The following is a 14,658-nucleotide window of genomic DNA, read 5'->3' as shown; positions in this document are numbered from 1 at the left end:
ACCGGTGCAGACCCTCGACGTCCTCCTCCAGCGCGCCGCCGTCCTCGGCGACCCGCTCGCCGACGCCCTGGCTGTGGAGGTCCTGGCGGACCGGGTGGTGCGCCGCCAGTTCGCGCGCGCCCTGACGGAGGGGGCCGACGCGCCCGGCGTCACGTCCGAGCCGGTGCGGGAGCTGGCCGGTCAGATGGAGCGCACCGCCCGCGCCGCGCCCGACAGCGTCGTGCTCGTCGACGCCCGTGCCGCCCACACCGTCCCGTTCGCCGCGCACGTCTTCGACATGGGCGCCGGGGCGCTCATCAACTCCTACCGCCCACCGGGTGCGGCGGCGGTCCTGGTGGGGACGGGGCAGCTCCTCGACGACGCCTCCGCGCGGCTGCTCGACACGGCGCGCTGGCAGAACGCCGTGTCGGTGCCGGGCGGGTTGCGCCCGGGGGAGCCCGGCTACGTCGCCACGGGCCACGTCCGCCTGGCCCACGCGCTGGTCCGGCAGGCGGCTTCCGCGCCGGGGCGGACGGAGGTGTCGCAGCTCGACATGACCCGCACGTGGCTGGACTTCACGCTGGTGGCCCCGCGCTGCGCGGAGCGGCTGGGTCTCGCGCTGACCCCCGACGAGCACGCCGCGCTGCTGCGCTACTGGCGGCTGCTGGGCGAGCTGCTGGGCGTGGATCCCGCCCTCCTGGAGGGGGTCGTCGACCGCCGTGCCGCCGAGGACCTCGAGGCGCGGGTCCTCGCCCGCACCGCGCCGCCGTCCGAGGACTCCCGGCGACTGACCCGAGCCGGGCTGGCGGCCCTCGCCTCCTCCCTCACCGATCTGACGCGGGTGCCCGCACCCCTCACCCTGTTCGCCGTGCAGGCGGTGGCTCGCGCCATGCACGGCCGTGAGGTCTCCGACGCCCTCGGCATCCCCGGCACCGGCGGTGCGCACCTGCTGGTGCGGCTGGTGGCGGCAGTGGTGCGGCGCCGCCGCGCCCGGCTGCGCCGGGACCGGGACGCGTGGGAGGCCGCGGTGGAGCGCAGCATCGCCGAGAGTCGCGAGTTCGTCCGCAGCGGCGGTGCGCCGCCACCGCTGCGCCGGGCTCCCGCGCCGGTGCGGGAGCGCGTCTGAGCGACGTCGTGGGCCGGAACCCGGCGGCGGATCAGGACGGAAACTGACCGCAGGGGTTCCTAGCGTCGGTCCTCCGCGGGTCCGACCGCGGGAACCGACGTCGGGAGGAGAGTTCCATGACCGTTCTCGTGACCGGGGCCACCGGCACCGTGGGTCGTCCGCTGGTCCGGCGGTTGCTGGCGGGAGGTTCCCGCGTGCGGGCGCTGACCCGCGCCCCCGCCCGGGCCGCACTGCCTGCCGGGGCGGAGGTGGTCGCCGGCGACCTCACCGACACCGCGTGCCTGCCGGGGTTGTTCGACGGTGCGACGACCGCACACCTCATCACCTTCGACGGTGCGACGGCCGCGCCGCTGGCCGACGGGGAGGGGATCGCGGGGGCCGCCGAGGCGGCCGGGGTGCGGGCCGTCACGGTGCTGCGCGGGGACGTCGAGCCCAGCCCGCTGGAACGTGCCGTCAGGGCGGGTTCGCTGCGTTGGACCGCGCTCGCGCCGGTGGAGTTCATGGGCAACGCGCTGGAGTGGGCCGACTCCGTGCGGGAGGAGGGGGTCGTGCGCGAGGGGTTCCCCGACGTGCCGAGCGCGGTGGTGCACGAGGCCGACATCGCGGCGGTGGCGGCCGTGGCGCTCACCGGTGACGACCACCACGGCAGGGAGCACTGGCTGACCGGGCCGCAGGCGCTCACGGTGCCGGAGCGGGTCCGCATCCTCGCCGACGTCCTCGGTCGTGACGTGCGCTACGTCCCGCTCGGGCGGGACGAGGTCGTGGCGAGGTGGCGGGCGGAGGGTTTCTCCGAGGAGGACGTCGAGTTCTTCCTCGCGATGCGGACCGACCCGCCGGAGGCCGGGCGCACGGTGCTGCCCACGGTGGAGGAGGTGACGGGCCGGCCCGCCCGCACGTTCGCGCAGTGGGCGCGGGAGAACGCCGCGGCGTTCGGCGGCTGAGGTGCTCCGGTGGGGTCAGCCGTGCGGGGAAGCGCGGTCGAGGCGGTGCTCCGCGGCGGTGGCGAGCAGGAAGAACGCCTGCGCCTCCGCCGAGGTCCCCTGCCGGTCGAAGTGCGGGGCGCCGCACACGCCGGTGACGAACCCGTCCGCGTCGATGCGGCGGCGGCCCTCGGCGAGGAGCTCGCGTCCGGTGCCGGCGTAGTGCCGCGGCAGCCACCCGTCGGCGACGCCCGTGAGGAGGGCGTAGGCCAGCATCTGCGCGAGGTTCGCCTCGGGGAACGTCGTCGGGTCGTCCACCACGTCGGTGAAGGCGCCGTCCGCGCTGCGGTGGCGCAGGCAGGCGTCGATCACCTCCCGGGCGTGCCCGCCGAGGCGGGTGCGCAGGTCCCCGGCGCCCGGGCCCAGCGCGTGCAGGGTGCGGGCGACGGCGGCGACGACCCAGCCGTTGCCCGTGCCCCAGGCCCGCGCGTCGCAGAGCGCCCCGCGCTCCTCGTCCCACTTCGCTGCGTACAGCCCCCGGCTGCCGTCGAACAGCCGGCGGCGGTGGCCCTCGAACTGGGCGACGGCCTCGTCCACCCAGCCGCCGCCGGCCAGTGCCGGCACCACCATGTAGACGCTGTCGGACCACACCTCGCGGGTTCCGGCGGGCAGGAACACGGTGCCGTCCCCGGCGCGCGGGCAGTCGTGGAGCAGCCAGCGCATCTGGCGGCGGTAGGCGCCCGCGAGCTCCCCGCCACCGTCCGGGTCGTCGCCGTCCAGGCCCGCGGCCCACCGGACGACCTCGGCGGCGGCGCCGGAGTTCACGTGCCCGGAGTCCTCGATCTCCGCCAGCCTGCCCTGCGCGGTCTGGCGGGTCACGGCGTCGCGCGCCACCACCCGGGCGAGGGCGTGCTGCCCGAGGTCGAGGAGGGCGTGGCCCGTCACCCCCTGCTCCCACGACTGCCGCTGCATCGCCAGCAGCGCGGCGAGCACCCGGCGCTGGTCGCCGTCGAGCTCCTGCGCGTCGGTCATGCCGGTCTCCTCCACCCTCCGCGGCGTCGCGGGGGAGTGCTCGCCCCGCCCGCCCGTCAGGAGCCGGACCGGCGGCCCTTGCGGTGCCGCGGCGTGCCGCCCGGGCCACCGCAGGCCAGGACCACGGCGGCGGAGAAGATGCCCGCGTCCGCCGTCCCGTGCACGGCGGACCACGCGGCCCACGCGCACGCCGAGGCGACGGCGAGCACGAGCAGCGCCGCCGCGGCGCGGGCGCGCACGATCTGCTGGGGGGTCCGCTCCACGAGGTGCCTGGCCACGCGGGGAGCATGGCAGGCCGCCGACCGCGAGCGCGGCAGGTGTCACGGTGTGTCGCCGTGTCGTCGCAGGATGCGGGGACGCCGACGGGCCGCCCCCCGGGGGGCGGCCCGTCGTGATCGAGCGGTCAGCGCTCCGAGGCCGCCTCGCGGGCCTCGGCGCGGGTGTCATGCGTCGCGGCGTCCGCCACCCCGCCGTCGTGCGGCAGCGGGGCGGCGGCGCCGGCCACGCCCTCGGTCCCGCTGCCCGCCCCGGTGCCCCCGCGGGCCGCCATCGGGGAACCGGCGCGCAGGGGCAGGCTGGGGAGGAACGCCACCACGGCCACGCCGATCGCCATGATCCCCGCGGCGACCAGGAAGATCAGGCTGGTGGAGGCGGTGAAGCCCTCCCTGAACGGGTGCGACAGCACGTCGGGCAGAGCGGCGACGACCGAGGTGTTGCTCGTCGCCTGCCCCAGCCGTTCCTGCAGCTGCTGCGGCGTGAGTCCCGCGTCCCGCAGGCCGGCGGCGAACTCCGGCGTGCCGGCCGCCCGCTGGTAGCCCTCCGCGATCCGCTCGCCGAGCGTGCTGAAGAGGATGGAGAGGAAGACGGCGGTGCCGAGCGTGCCGCCCATCTGCCGGAAGAAGGTCACCGACGACGTGGCGACGCCGATCTCCCGCGGGTCGGAGGCGTTCTGCACCGCGAGGATGACGGGCTGCATGTTGCCGCCGAGACCGAGGCCCATGACCACCATGATCAGCATGGTCTGCCAGACCGGGGTGTCCGCGTCGATCCGGGAGAACAGCAGCAGGGCCACCACCATGAGCACGGTGCCGATCACGGGCAGCGGCTTGTACCGGCCGGTGCGGGCGATGACCTGACCGCAGACGGCGCTGGCGGCGATGATGCCCAGCGTCAGCGGCAGCATCTGCAGGCCGCCCTCGGTGGGGGTGGAGCCCTTGACCACCTGCAGGTACTGCGGCAGGACGGCGAAGCCGCCGAACATGCCCATGCCGAGGACGAAGCTGCCGAGGCTGCCGACCGCGAAGGTGCGGTTGCGGAAGAGGCGCAGCGGCAGGAGCGCCTCGTCGCCCATCGCCCGCTCGGCGACCACGAAGGCCACCACCCCGGCGCCGCCGATCGCGTAGCAGAGCAGCGCGGCGGTCGAGGTCCAGCCCCAGTCGCGGCCCTGCTCGGCGACGACGAGCAGCGGCACGAGGGCCGTGACGAGGGCGAGGGCCCCCGGCCAGTCGAGGCGGTGGCGCACGCCCGGCTTGGGCAGGTGCAGGTTGCGGTAGACCACGACCATCGCGGCGATGCCGATGGGCACGTTGATCCAGAAGATCCACTTCCAGCCGGTGACGCCCAGGATGGTGTCGTGGCCGGCGAAGAAGCCGCCGACGACCGGGCCGAGCACGCTGGAGGTCCCGAAGACGGCCATGAAGTACGCCTGGTACTTCGCGCGCTCCCGGGCGGGCACGATGTCGCCGATGATCGTCAGGGCGAGCGACATCAGGCCGCCCGCGCCGAGGCCCTGCAGGGCGCGGAAGGCGGCCAGCTGGTACATCGAGCCGGAGAAGCCGCAGAGCAGCGAGCCCACCACGAAGATCACGATGGCCGCCATGAAGAACGGCCGGCGCCCGTAGGTGTCGGAGAGCTTGCCGTACAGCGGGGTGGAGATCGTCGAGGTGATGAGGAACGCGGTGGTCGCCCAGGCCTGCTGGTCGAAGCCGTGCAGGTCGTCGGCGATGGTCCGGATCGCCGTCGCGACGATCGTCTGGTCCAGGGCCGCGAGGAACATCCCCAGCAGCAGCCCGGACAGGATGACCATGATCTGGCGGTGGGTGAAGGCGGGTGCCGGCGCGGGGTGCCCGCCCGCGGCGGTGCCGGTGGTGCTCACGGGGTGGCCTCCGCGGGGTCGGGGTCGGGGTCGGGCAGGGCGCCGCCGGGGGCGGGGGCTGGCCGCTCCAGCAGCGGGGAGGTGCCCTCGGCGAGCTCGCGCCGGACGCGGTCGAGGCAGTCGGTGAAGCGCTCGAGGCTGCCGGCGAGGAGTTCGACGTCCGCCGGCTCCCAGTCGCGCAGCACCTCGTGGACCAGAGCGAGGCGGTGGGCCCGGAGGGTGGTGAGGAACTCCCGGCCCTGCGCGGTCAGCGCGAGGCGCCAGGCGCGCCCGTCGGCGGGGTCGGGCTGGCGCTCGACGAGCCCCCGGGTGACGAGCTGGGCGGTCTGCCGGCTCACGGTGGAGGGGTCGGAGTGCACGGCGTCGGCCAGGGCGCCCGCGCGGACGGGGCCGGTCTCGGCGAGCGTGACGAGCAGCATCGCGGAGGCCCGCTCGGCCTCGGAGACGCCCCGGGAGAGCAGTGCCTTGACGGCGTGCATGGTCCGGTGCTGGCGGGCCAGCAGCCGGGCGACCTCGGAGTGGGGGTCGGCCGCGCCGGCGTTGCGGTCGGCGGGGGCCGAGCTGGGGCGCGGGGACCCCGGGACGGGCTGGGTGGTCATGCTGCTCCGAACGGGTGCCGAGGAGGCGGACAGGCACAAACGGTGCACTCTGGGTGACGAAGAGGACGATCACTGCTCACGGGGTGTAACGCCAGAGGGTGATCGAGCGAGAACTCCACGCGCGGGCCGATGCCCGCCCCGAGATGGATGCTACATACAACTAGTTGGTTCGTACAAGTACTTCTTCCGTGGGCCGGTCCGGCCGGCACCACCCGGGGAGATCGAGCGGTGAGGACGTGGTGGACATGGCTCCGAGCGTGGTGACGCTGGCCCCCGAGCCCACGTCGTCGCGGGCGGCCCGCCGCTTCGTGGCGGACTTCTGCGAGCGCGAGGGCATCGTCGGCGAGCCCGTCGACACCCTGCTCCTGCTCACGGCGGAGGTCGTCACCAACGCCGTCGTCTACGGCCGCAGCGACGTCGTCCTCACGCTGACCTCGACCGCGCGCCGCGTCCGCGTCAGCGTCGGCGACGAGAACACCCGCCTGCCCCAGCGGCGCGACCCGGACCCCGACGCCCTCAACGGCCGCGGCCTCGTCCTCGTGGAGGCGCTCGCCGAGCGCCACGGCATCGACGTCTCCCCCGAGGGCAAGACCGTCTGGTTCGACGTGGACACCCTGGCGCTGCCCACCGCCGCGCTGCAGGCCCCCGCGCACCGCCCGCGGTACCACACCCCCTCCGGCTGCGGCACCCGCCAGCTCACCGCCTGAGCCGCCCCGCGCGACCTGCCGGACGGGAGCGTCCGGCGCCCGACCTACCCTGGGGACGTGGCTGCTCCCGCGCCCCCCGGTCCCGCTCGTCCCTCCCGCACCCCCGCTCCCGCGGGCGGCCTCCTGCCGCTCGGCGCCGGCGTCCTCGCCGCGGCCGTGCTGGCGGCCCTGGTCGCGCTCGGCGCCACCGGCGCGCTGACGGCGGGGGCGCTCGGCGACCCGGGAGCCACCGCCCGCTACGGGCTGCCGGTGGCGCGCACCGTCCACGACCTCGCCGCGGCCCTGATGGTGGGTGGCCTCGTGCTGGCGTGCACCGTCCTGTCCCGGGGCTCCCGAGCCTTCGACCGCGCCCTGCGCACCGCCGCCGCGGCCGGGGCGGCCTGGACCCTCGCCGCGGTCGCCGTGCTCGTCCTGACGTACTCCGGGGCGGCCGGCTCGCCGCTGGGCGCACCGGGCTTCGGTGCCGGCCTCGCCCAGTTCACCCTGGACCTCCCCCTCGGGCGCGCCCTCCTCGCCACGACGCTGCTCGCCGCCGTCGCCACCACCGCCGCCGCCGGAGGCACGGCCTACGCGGGAGCCGCCACCGCCGCCGCCGCCGCGCTCGCCGCCCTCGTGCCGCTGTCGCTGGCCGGGCACTCCGCGGGCTCCGCCGACCACGAGACGGCCGTCACCTCCCTCGGACTGCACCTGGTCGCCGTCACCGTCTGGGTCGGCGGGCTCGCCGCGCTCCTGGCCGTGTGGGGCTGCCTCGCCCCGGCGGGGGAGCGCGCGGGCAGCGGGCCGGCGGCCGCGGGCGTCGACCGGGCGGGGGCCGCGCGCCGCTACTCCACCCTCGCGCTCTGGTGCTTCGCCGCGGTGGCCCTCTCCGGCGTCCTCAACGCCTCCGTCCGCCTCGGCGGCTGGTCCGGCCTGGCGAGCGGCTACGGCGCGCTCCTGATCGCCAAGACCGCGGCGCTGCTGGTCCTCGGCGCGATGGGGTGGGCCCACCGCCGCCGCACCCTGCGCACCCTCGACGCCGGCCCCGCCGGTTCCACCACGTGGGGGCCGTTCGCCCGCCTCGCGGCGGGGGAGCTGGTCCTCATGGGCGCGGCCACCGGCCTGGGGGTGGCGCTGAGCCGCACGGTCCCGCCGGCGCCGGAGCAGGCCGTCGAGACGGGTCTGGCGGAGGACCTCCTCGGCCGGCCCCTGCCGCCGCCGGCCACACCGCTGCGCTGGTTCACCGAGACCGCCCCCGACCTGCTCTGGCTGCTCGTGGCCGCCGGTCTCGCCGCCTGGTACGTGCGCGCCCTCGTGCTGCTGCGCCGCCGCGGGGACCGCTGGCCGGTGGGTCGCACCGTCGCGTGGCTGGCCGGGTGCCTGCTGCTGCTGTGGGTGACCAGCGGCGGGCCCGCCGCCTACGGGCGGATCTCCTTCAGCGCCCACATGCTCCAGCACATGCTGCTGACCATGGCGGTGCCGCCGCTGCTCGTCCTCGGCGGCCCCGTGACCCTGGCGCTGCGCACCCTGCCCGCCCGCCGCGACGGCTCCCGCGGGGTTCGGGAGTGGCTGCTCGCGCTCGTCCACTCCAGCTACCTGCGCGTCCTCGGATCACCCGTGGTCGCGGCGGTGATCTTCGCGGGCAGCATCATCGTCTTCTACTACACGCCGCTGTTCGAGATCGCCCTGCGCACCCACCTGGGGCACGAGCTGATGATGGTCCACTTCCTCGGCTCGGGGTACCTGTTCGCCTCCGTGCTCATCGGCGTGGACCCCGGCGCGCACCGGCCCCGCTACCCCCTGCGGCTGCTGCTGCTCTTCGCGACGATGGCGTTCCACGCCTTCTTCGGGGTGGGCATCATGCAGTCCAGCACCCTGCTGGCCGCCGACTGGTTCCAGCAGGTCGGGCAGGGCGGCGACCTGCTCGCCGACCAGCACCGCGGCGGCGGCATCGCCTGGGGGATCGGGGAGCTGCCCACCCTCTTCCTGGTGCTGGGCGTCGCGATCGGGTGGGCCCGCTCCGACACCCGGGAGAACCGCCGCCGCGACCGCGCCGCCACCCGCGACGGCGACGCGGAGCTGCGCGCCTACAACGAGATGCTGGCCCGGATGGCCGAGCGCGGCCCCGGCGGGCGCTCCTGAGCGGTGAGCCGCCGGGTGCGGCTCAGACGGGGGCGAGCTGCACGTCGAGCTTCGTCGCGTCCAGCGTCCTGGTGAACGGGCGCAGCGACTCCAGCAGGCAGCTGCCCAGTGCGGGGGCCATCGGCTGCTCGGGGTTGGTCCCGTCCCCGGCGCCACCCAGCTCGCCGGGTTCGTGCACGGTGACGGAGAGGGCGCCGTCGGAGGATCGAGCCGCTCCGGGAGTGGCGGTCACGACGGCGGTGCAGAGGTCCTCGGCCATGCTCCGACGCCAGGGGAGCCCGCCCCCGCGCGCCCGGTGATCATCGGGTGCCGCGGCCCGTCCGCGGCGGCCCCACCCGTGGTCGGAAGCACCCCCCCGCATCCGGCACGATGTACGCGCAGAGTCGTTCGAGCGAGGGTGGACACCGGCATGGACAGCGGAACGAACCACGACGCGGACACCGGCACCGGCGGCGGCAGGGGCCGGCCCATCGACTTCTCGGTGGACACCCTCGGGCCGTGCACGGTGGAGTCCCCGCTGGCGCCCCGGCTCAACGCCCGCCGCACGACCCACCACTACGTCCAGCCGACGGACCGGGTGCTCTTCGACGACACGCTCTCCAAGATCGAGCGCCGCGAGGGTCCGGTCGCGGAGCTGCCCGCTCTGGAGCCCTGCGGCCCGCGCGAGAAGATCTTCTTCGACCCGTCGAAGACCCGCGTGGGCATCGTGACCTGCGGCGGCCTGTGCCCGGGCATCAACAACGTCATCCGTGGCCTCGTCTCGGAGCTGAGCACGCACTACGGCGTGCGGCGCATCTACGGCTTCCGCAACGGTTACCAGGGCTTCATCCCCCGTTACGGCCACGACGTCGTGGACCTCACACCCGAGAGCGTCGAGGGCATCGACGCCGAGGGCGGCACCATCCTCGGCAGCTCCCGCGGGCAGCAGGACGTCGGCGAGATCGCCGACTGCCTGGAGCGGATGGGCATCTCCATCCTCTTCGTCGTCGGCGGCGACGGGACGATGCGCGGGGCGCAGAAGATCTCCGCGGAGCTGCGCGAGCGCGGGCAGAAGACGGCCGTCGTCTGCGTCCCGAAGACCATCGACAACGACATCCCCTTCATCGACCAGAGCTTCGGGTTCCAGACGGCCTTCTCCGAGGCCACCCGCTCGATCCGCTCCGCGAAGGTGGAGGCGCGCACGGCGCCCAACGGCGTCAGCGTGGTGAAGCTGATGGGCCGGCACTCCGGCTTCATCGCCTGCTACGCGGCGCTGGCGCAGAACGACGCCGACTACGTCCTCATCCCCGAGGTGCCGTTCCAGCTCGACGGCCCGCACGGCTTCCTCGCGGACCTGCGCAGCCGCGTCAAGGAGCAGGGCCACGCGGTCGTGGTGGTCGCCGAGGGTGCGGGGCAGGAGCTGTTCGAGGCGGACGAGGCGCGTGACGCGTCGGGCAACAAGCGGCTCCAGGACGTCGGGCCGCTGCTGCGCCAGCGCATCACCGACGACTTCGCGGAGCACGGCCTGGAGCTGAACTTCCGCTACATCGACCCCAGCTACGTCATCCGCAGCGTCCCGGCGAACCCCTACGACGCCGTGTACTGCATCCGCCTGGCGCACGCGGCGGTCCACGCGGCGATGGCGGGGCGCACGAACATGGTGGTGGGCCGCTGGCGGCGGCGCTTCGTGCACATCCCGATCGCCATGGCCGTCAGCTCCCGCAACCAGGTCGACCCCAACGGCGACCTGTGGTGGTCGGTGCTGGAGGCGACGGGGCAGCCGTGGTCGTTCGGTGACGTCGACAGCCCGCAGGTGCAGGTCTTCGGCGGCCAGTAGGCGTGCACCCGCCGTTGCACCCGGCGGCGGCGGGCGGCTACGGTTCCTAGCGTTCTAGAACTCCGGCCGGCCGGGCCGGGGACGGGCGAGAGGGGTACCGCGTGTCCGCGGTCGCAGTGGTCACGGGAGCCAGCAGCGGGATCGGTGCGGCCTGCGCCGCCGCCCTGGCCGGTGACGGGTTCGACGTGGTGCTCGCCGCGCGGCGCGCCGACCGGCTGCGCGAGGTCGCCGCGGCGGTGGGCGGGCGAGCCGTGGCCCTCGACGTGACCGACCCCGCGAGCGTCGAGGCGCTGGCCGCGGCGCTCGAGCGCTGCGACGTCCTCGTCAACGTCGCCGGCGGGGCGTTCGGCGGCGACCCCGTCGCGGACGGCGACCCCGCGGACTGGGCGGCGATGTACGAGGTCAACGTGCTGGGCACGCTGCGCGTCACGCAGGCCCTGCTGCCGCTGCTGCGCTCCGCGCCGGTGGCGACGATCGTCAACCTCACCTCCACCGCGGCGGCCGTCAACTACGAGGGTGGCGGGGGCTACAGCGCCGCCAAGCACGGTCAGCACGCGCTCACCGAAACGCTGCGCCTCGAGCTGTGCGGGGAGCCGGTGCGCGTCGTGGAGGTCGCGCCCGGCATGGTCCGCACCGACGAGTTCGCCCTCAAGCGCTTCCGCGGGGACGCCGCCCGGGCCGCCGCCGTCTACGAGGGCGTCGACCGGCCCCTGACGGCGCAGGACGTGGCGGAGTGCGTGCGCTGGGCCGTGTCCCTGCCCCCGCACGTCAACGTCGACCACCTCGTGGTCCGGCCCCTCGCCCAGGCCGCCCAGCACAAGGTGCACCGCGGCCCGCTCTTCCCGGGCTGAGCCCCCGGGCGCGGCCCGACGTCTCCGCCAGGACCCGGGCCGGGGACGTTCGGCCGGGCGCCACCGGCGCGTCGCCCGCGAAACGTCCCCGCCCCGCCCGGCCCGGACCCGAGGCGGGCTCAGGGCGTGACGGCGCCCCAGCTCACGGAGACCGCGCTGCGGGCGCGCTCGGTGCGCACCTCCAGCAGGGAGCCGAGCATCCACGCGCGGTCCACGACGACCGCCACGTCGCCGGAGTCGTAGGTGGTGCGCTCGCTGCGGAACGCCGCCCGGCCCGCGTCCACCCCCAGGTGGCGGGCGACGGCGTCGGGCAGGTCCTCCCCGACGACGCGCTCGGATGCGCGGGCGACCTCCACGCCGGCGTCGGCGAGCGCCTCGTAGAGCGAGGTCCGCGCGAAGTCTCGCCCCCTGACCCGCTGCGCCCACGGTTCGGGGACCCAGGACTCCTGGTGGACGGCGCGGCGGCCGGACACCACGCGCAGCCGCTCCAGCCGCAGCGCGCGGTCCCCGCGGGGCAGCGCGAGGCGTTCGGCCGCCCACGCGGGCACCGGGCGCATCGCGGCGGAGAGCACCTCGGTGGTGACGGGGTGGCCCTGCTCGCGCAGGTCCGCGGCGAAGCTGCGCAGGGTGTCGAGGCGGTAGGCGGGCACGGGGGCGGAGACGAAGGTGCCGCGCCCGGCCTGCTGCACGACGAGCCCGCTCTCCTGCAGCCCTGCCAGCGCCTGGCGCAGCGTCATGAGCGTGACGCCGTACTGCGCGCTGAGGTCGCGCTGCGCGGGGAGCGCCTCACCGGGGCGGAACTCTTCCTCGCGGATGCGGCGGGCGAGGTCGTCGGCGATGGTCCGGTAGCGCGGCGGGTTGCCCCCGCGCCCGGCCGTGCCGCCGCCGGGGCCCTGCCCCTCCTGGATGCCGCCCACCGCCGTCCCTCCCGTCGCTGCCCCGGCCCCGTGCCGGAGGGGCCAGTCTCCCCGACGGCCGCGTCCGTCCTCTCCACCCCGGCCCTCCAGCTCCGGAAAGGACCCTTTCCGGAGTCGGGGTGCCGGTCTGGACCCCGGAAAGGGTCCTTTCCGGGGGGCGGGGGGTCCGGAGGGAGGGGGTCCGGGGGGAGGGGGACGGGTTCGGTCAGGCCTCGTCGAGGGCGGTGCGCAGGGCGGCGAGGCGGCGGCCGACCTCGGCGGGGCCGCGGCCTTCGAGGACGTCCCGGACGAGGGCGGAGCCGACGACGACCCCGTCGGCGACGGCGGCCGCCGCGCGGGCGGAGGCGGGGGAGGAGATGCCGAGGCCGAGCAGCACCGGGGTTCCGGTCAGGGCCTTCAGGTCCGCGGCCAGCCGGGCGGCGGTGGCGGGCAGGTGCTCCCGCACGCCGGTGGTGCCCATGACGGCCGAGGCGTAGACGAAACCGCGGGAGCGCTGCGCCACCTCGCCGAGCCGGCCCGGCGGGGTGGACGGCGCGGCGAGCAGGACGTGGTCGATCCCCTCCGCCCCGCACGCCCCGCCGAGTTCCGCCGCCTCGGCGAACGGCACGTCCGGCACGATGAGACCGCTGACCCCCGCGGCGCGCAGGGCGGCGCAGAAGGCGGGCGCTCCGCGGTGCAGGACGATGTTGGAGTACGTCATCACCACGAGGGGCACCTGCGCGGCGAGCCCCGGGAGTTCCGCCAGGACCGTGGCGGCCGTCGTGCCGCCCGCCAGGGCACGCTCGGCGGCCTCGCAGATCACGGGGCCGTCGAGGATGGGATCGGAGAACGGCAGCCCGATCTCCACCGCATCGGCTCCGGCGGCGGCGAACTCGCCCACGAGCTCCGCCCACCCCGGCAGCCCCGCCATGACGTAGGGCACGAGGAGGCTGCGGCCGGCGGCGGCGCGGGAACCCAGGTGCCGGTGGAGGGCCCCGCCGGTGACGGTCGCCGCGCTCACCGGACGTCCCCGGCGCCGTCGCGGGCGGCCATCAGCGTCGCGATGTCCTTGTCCCCGCGACCGGAGAGGGTGACGAGCACGGTGCAGCCCCGCGGGAGTTCCCCGGAGGTCGCGGCGCGCAGCACCCAGGCCACCGCGTGGGCGGACTCCAGCGCGCAGATGATGCCCTCGGTGCGGGCCAGGCGGTGCACGGCTGCGAGCACCTCGTCGTCGCCGACGGTGGTGTAGTGCACGCGGCCGGTGTCGGCGAGGTGGGCGTGCTCGGGGCCGACGCCGGGGTAGTCGAGGCCCGCGGCGACGGAGTGCGCCTCGCCGACCTGCCCGTGCTCGTCCTGCAGCACGTAGGAGCGGAACCCGTGCAGCGTGCCCGGGCGGCCGTGCGTGATGGCCGCTCCGCCCGCGGCCTCCACGCCGACGAGCCGGGCACCGGTGCCGAGGAAGCCGGCGAACGTGCCGGCGGCGTTGGAACCGCCGCCGACGCAGGCGACGACGTGGTCGGGGACCGCGGTGGGCAGCTCCCGGGCGCACTGGGCGCGGGCCTCGTCGCCGATGACCCGCTGGAACTCCCGCACCATCGTCGGGTAGGGGTGCGGGCCCATCACGGAGCCGAGGCAGTAGTGCGCCTCGTCGGCGCAGGAGACCCACGCGCGCAGCGCCTCGCTGGTGGCGTCCTTGAGGGTGCGGCTGCCGGTGCGGACGGGCACGACCTCGGCTCCGAGGACCTCCATCCGGTAGACGTTGAGGGCCTGTCGCTCGATGTCGCGCTCGCCCATGTAGACGGTGGCGCGCAGGCCGAGGAGCGCGGCGGCGGTGGCCGTGGCGACGCCGTGCTGCCCGGCCCCCGTCTCGGCGAGGAGGCGCCCGCGGCCCATCCGTCGCGCGAGCAGCGCCTGGCCCAGCACGTTGTTGATCTTGTGCGATCCGGTGTGGGCGAGGTCCTCCCGCTTCAGGAGGACGGTGACGCCGAGTTCGGCGGACAGCCTCCACGCGGGGGTGAGGGCGGTGGGACGTCCGGCGTGCACGGCGAGGAGGCGGTCGAGGTCCCTGCGGAAGCGCGGGTCGGCCCAGGCGTCGGTGAAGGCCCGTTCCACCTCCTCGCAGGCGGGCACGAGCGCCTCGGGGACGAACCGGCCGCCGTAGTCCCCGAAGCGGCCGTCGGTGGCGAGGGCGGCGGGTGCGCTGCCCGTGGGGGTGAGGAGGGCCGGGACGGTCGCCATGATGACTCCGTTCTAGATCAGAGTTCTATAACTCTTGGAGTATGGCACCACGATCCCCGCTCGCGCCAGACGTGGACGCCGGCGGGTGGTGGGCCATCCGCCGCCCCCCGGTGCGGAACCACGACGGTGGCTCCAGTCGCGCGTCACCAGCTCCGCGAGGAGTCGGTCGCGGAAGCACTGCGGGGCTGGGTGATCCCGTAGGATCGCCCAGCCCCGCAGTC

The 14,658-nt window shown here is 75.8% G+C and carries 14 protein-coding genes; 6 read left to right on the top strand and 8 right to left on the bottom strand.

The window, feature by feature from the left end:
* Window positions 1-4: 4 nt before the first annotated feature.
* A complete protein-coding gene (locus tag CLV92_RS04230) occupies window positions 5-1,105 on the top strand; it encodes an oxygenase MpaB family protein (protein ID WP_104431536.1) in 1,101 nt (366 codons plus the stop codon).
* A 116-nt stretch (window positions 1,106-1,221) separates the two neighbouring features.
* Window positions 1,222-2,046 (top strand): NmrA family NAD(P)-binding protein, encoded by an 825-nt coding sequence (locus tag CLV92_RS04225; RefSeq protein WP_104431535.1) that lies wholly within the window; start codon window positions 1,222-1,224, stop codon window positions 2,044-2,046.
* A gap of 15 nt (window positions 2,047-2,061) precedes the next feature.
* Here the strand turns inward: CLV92_RS04225 and CLV92_RS04220 are convergent, their stop codons facing one another.
* From CLV92_RS04220 to CLV92_RS04205, 4 genes are all read right to left on the bottom strand, one after another.
* Complete coding sequence (locus tag CLV92_RS04220; RefSeq protein ID WP_104431534.1) at window positions 2,062-3,057, bottom strand: glycoside hydrolase family 88 protein; 996 nt, start codon at window positions 3,055-3,057, stop codon at window positions 2,062-2,064.
* A 56-nt stretch (window positions 3,058-3,113) separates the two neighbouring features.
* A complete protein-coding gene (locus CLV92_RS04215) occupies window positions 3,114-3,335 on the bottom strand; it encodes a hypothetical protein (protein ID WP_104431533.1) in 222 nt (73 codons plus the stop codon).
* A 125-nt stretch (window positions 3,336-3,460) separates the two neighbouring features.
* Complete coding sequence (locus CLV92_RS04210; protein ID WP_104431674.1) at window positions 3,461-5,143, bottom strand: DHA2 family efflux MFS transporter permease subunit; 1,683 nt, start codon at window positions 5,141-5,143, stop codon at window positions 3,461-3,463.
* A 65-nt stretch (window positions 5,144-5,208) separates the two neighbouring features.
* Entirely contained in the window at window positions 5,209-5,811 is a 603-nt protein-coding gene (locus CLV92_RS04205; protein WP_245886400.1) for a MarR family winged helix-turn-helix transcriptional regulator, read from the bottom strand.
* Window positions 5,812-6,056: 245 nt separating this feature from the next.
* On the opposite strand from CLV92_RS04205, the gene CLV92_RS04200 reads away from it, so the two are divergent.
* Window positions 6,057-6,518, top strand: a complete 462-nt coding sequence (locus CLV92_RS04200) for an ATP-binding protein (RefSeq protein ID WP_146099413.1) — start codon at window positions 6,057-6,059, stop codon at window positions 6,516-6,518.
* A 57-nt stretch (window positions 6,519-6,575) separates the two neighbouring features.
* A complete protein-coding gene (locus tag CLV92_RS04195; protein ID WP_104431531.1) occupies window positions 6,576-8,636 on the top strand; it encodes a bifunctional copper resistance protein CopD/cytochrome c oxidase assembly protein in 2,061 nt (686 codons plus the stop codon).
* Window positions 8,637-8,658: 22 nt separating this feature from the next.
* On the opposite strand, the gene CLV92_RS22780 is transcribed toward CLV92_RS04195, so the two are convergent.
* Window positions 8,659-8,895 carry an OsmC family protein gene (locus CLV92_RS22780; protein ID WP_211290854.1) on the bottom strand — a complete coding sequence of 79 codons (237 nt, stop codon included), beginning with the start codon at window positions 8,893-8,895 and terminating at the stop codon, window positions 8,659-8,661.
* Between the two features lie 150 nt (window positions 8,896-9,045).
* On the opposite strand from CLV92_RS22780, the gene CLV92_RS04185 reads away from it, so the two are divergent.
* Together CLV92_RS04185 and CLV92_RS04180 are read left to right on the top strand one after the other, a co-directional pair.
* Complete coding sequence (locus CLV92_RS04185; RefSeq protein ID WP_104431672.1) at window positions 9,046-10,452, top strand: ATP-dependent 6-phosphofructokinase; 1,407 nt, start codon at window positions 9,046-9,048, stop codon at window positions 10,450-10,452.
* Between the two features lie 101 nt (window positions 10,453-10,553).
* Window positions 10,554-11,303, top strand: a complete 750-nt coding sequence (locus CLV92_RS04180) for an SDR family NAD(P)-dependent oxidoreductase (protein WP_104431530.1) — start codon at window positions 10,554-10,556, stop codon at window positions 11,301-11,303.
* A 119-nt stretch (window positions 11,304-11,422) separates the two neighbouring features.
* Here the strand turns inward: CLV92_RS04180 and CLV92_RS04175 are convergent, their stop codons facing one another.
* The 3 genes from CLV92_RS04175 to trpB form a co-directional block, all read right to left on the bottom strand.
* Window positions 11,423-12,220 carry a GntR family transcriptional regulator gene (locus CLV92_RS04175; protein ID WP_245886399.1) on the bottom strand — a complete coding sequence of 266 codons (798 nt, stop codon included), beginning with the start codon at window positions 12,218-12,220 and terminating at the stop codon, window positions 11,423-11,425.
* A gap of 205 nt (window positions 12,221-12,425) precedes the next feature.
* Window positions 12,426-13,220 carry a tryptophan synthase subunit alpha gene (gene trpA / locus CLV92_RS04170; RefSeq protein ID WP_104431529.1) on the bottom strand — a complete coding sequence of 265 codons (795 nt, stop codon included), beginning with the start codon at window positions 13,218-13,220 and terminating at the stop codon, window positions 12,426-12,428.
* Window positions 13,217-14,437: a tryptophan synthase subunit beta gene (gene trpB, locus CLV92_RS04165; protein WP_104431528.1), complete on the bottom strand. Its 1,221-nt coding sequence runs from the start codon at window positions 14,435-14,437 to the stop codon at window positions 13,217-13,219. Before trpB ends, trpA begins: the two co-directional genes overlap by 4 nt.
* Between the last annotated feature and the right edge of the window lie 221 nt (window positions 14,438-14,658).

Source organism: Kineococcus xinjiangensis, assembly GCF_002934625.1.
GTDB lineage: Bacteria > Actinomycetota > Actinomycetes > Actinomycetales > Kineococcaceae > Kineococcus_A > Kineococcus_A xinjiangensis.
Note: the sequence above shows the minus strand (reverse complement) of the source record. Positions and strands in the feature narration are given on the sequence as shown.

What these genes read in the sequence shown, in the direction of transcription:
- CLV92_RS04210 (WP_104431674.1), bottom strand. Translation starts at nt 5,143, where the DNA reads ATGGTCATCCTGTCCGGGCTGCTGCTGGGGATGTTCCTCGCGGCCCTG.
- CLV92_RS04185 (WP_104431672.1), top strand. Translation starts at nt 9,046, where the DNA reads ATGGACAGCGGAACGAACCACGACGCGGACACCGGCACCGGCGGCGGC.
- CLV92_RS22780 (WP_211290854.1), bottom strand. Translation starts at nt 8,895, where the DNA reads ATGGCCGAGGACCTCTGCACCGCCGTCGTGACCGCCACTCCCGGAGCG.
- CLV92_RS04200 (WP_146099413.1), top strand. Translation starts at nt 6,057, where the DNA reads ATGGCTCCGAGCGTGGTGACGCTGGCCCCCGAGCCCACGTCGTCGCGG.
- CLV92_RS04205 (WP_245886400.1), bottom strand. Translation starts at nt 5,811, where the DNA reads ATGACCACCCAGCCCGTCCCGGGGTCCCCGCGCCCCAGCTCGGCCCCC.
- CLV92_RS04220 (WP_104431534.1), bottom strand. Translation starts at nt 3,057, where the DNA reads ATGACCGACGCGCAGGAGCTCGACGGCGACCAGCGCCGGGTGCTCGCC.
- CLV92_RS04225 (WP_104431535.1), top strand. Translation starts at nt 1,222, where the DNA reads ATGACCGTTCTCGTGACCGGGGCCACCGGCACCGTGGGTCGTCCGCTG.
- trpB (WP_104431528.1), bottom strand. Translation starts at nt 14,437, where the DNA reads ATGGCGACCGTCCCGGCCCTCCTCACCCCCACGGGCAGCGCACCCGCC.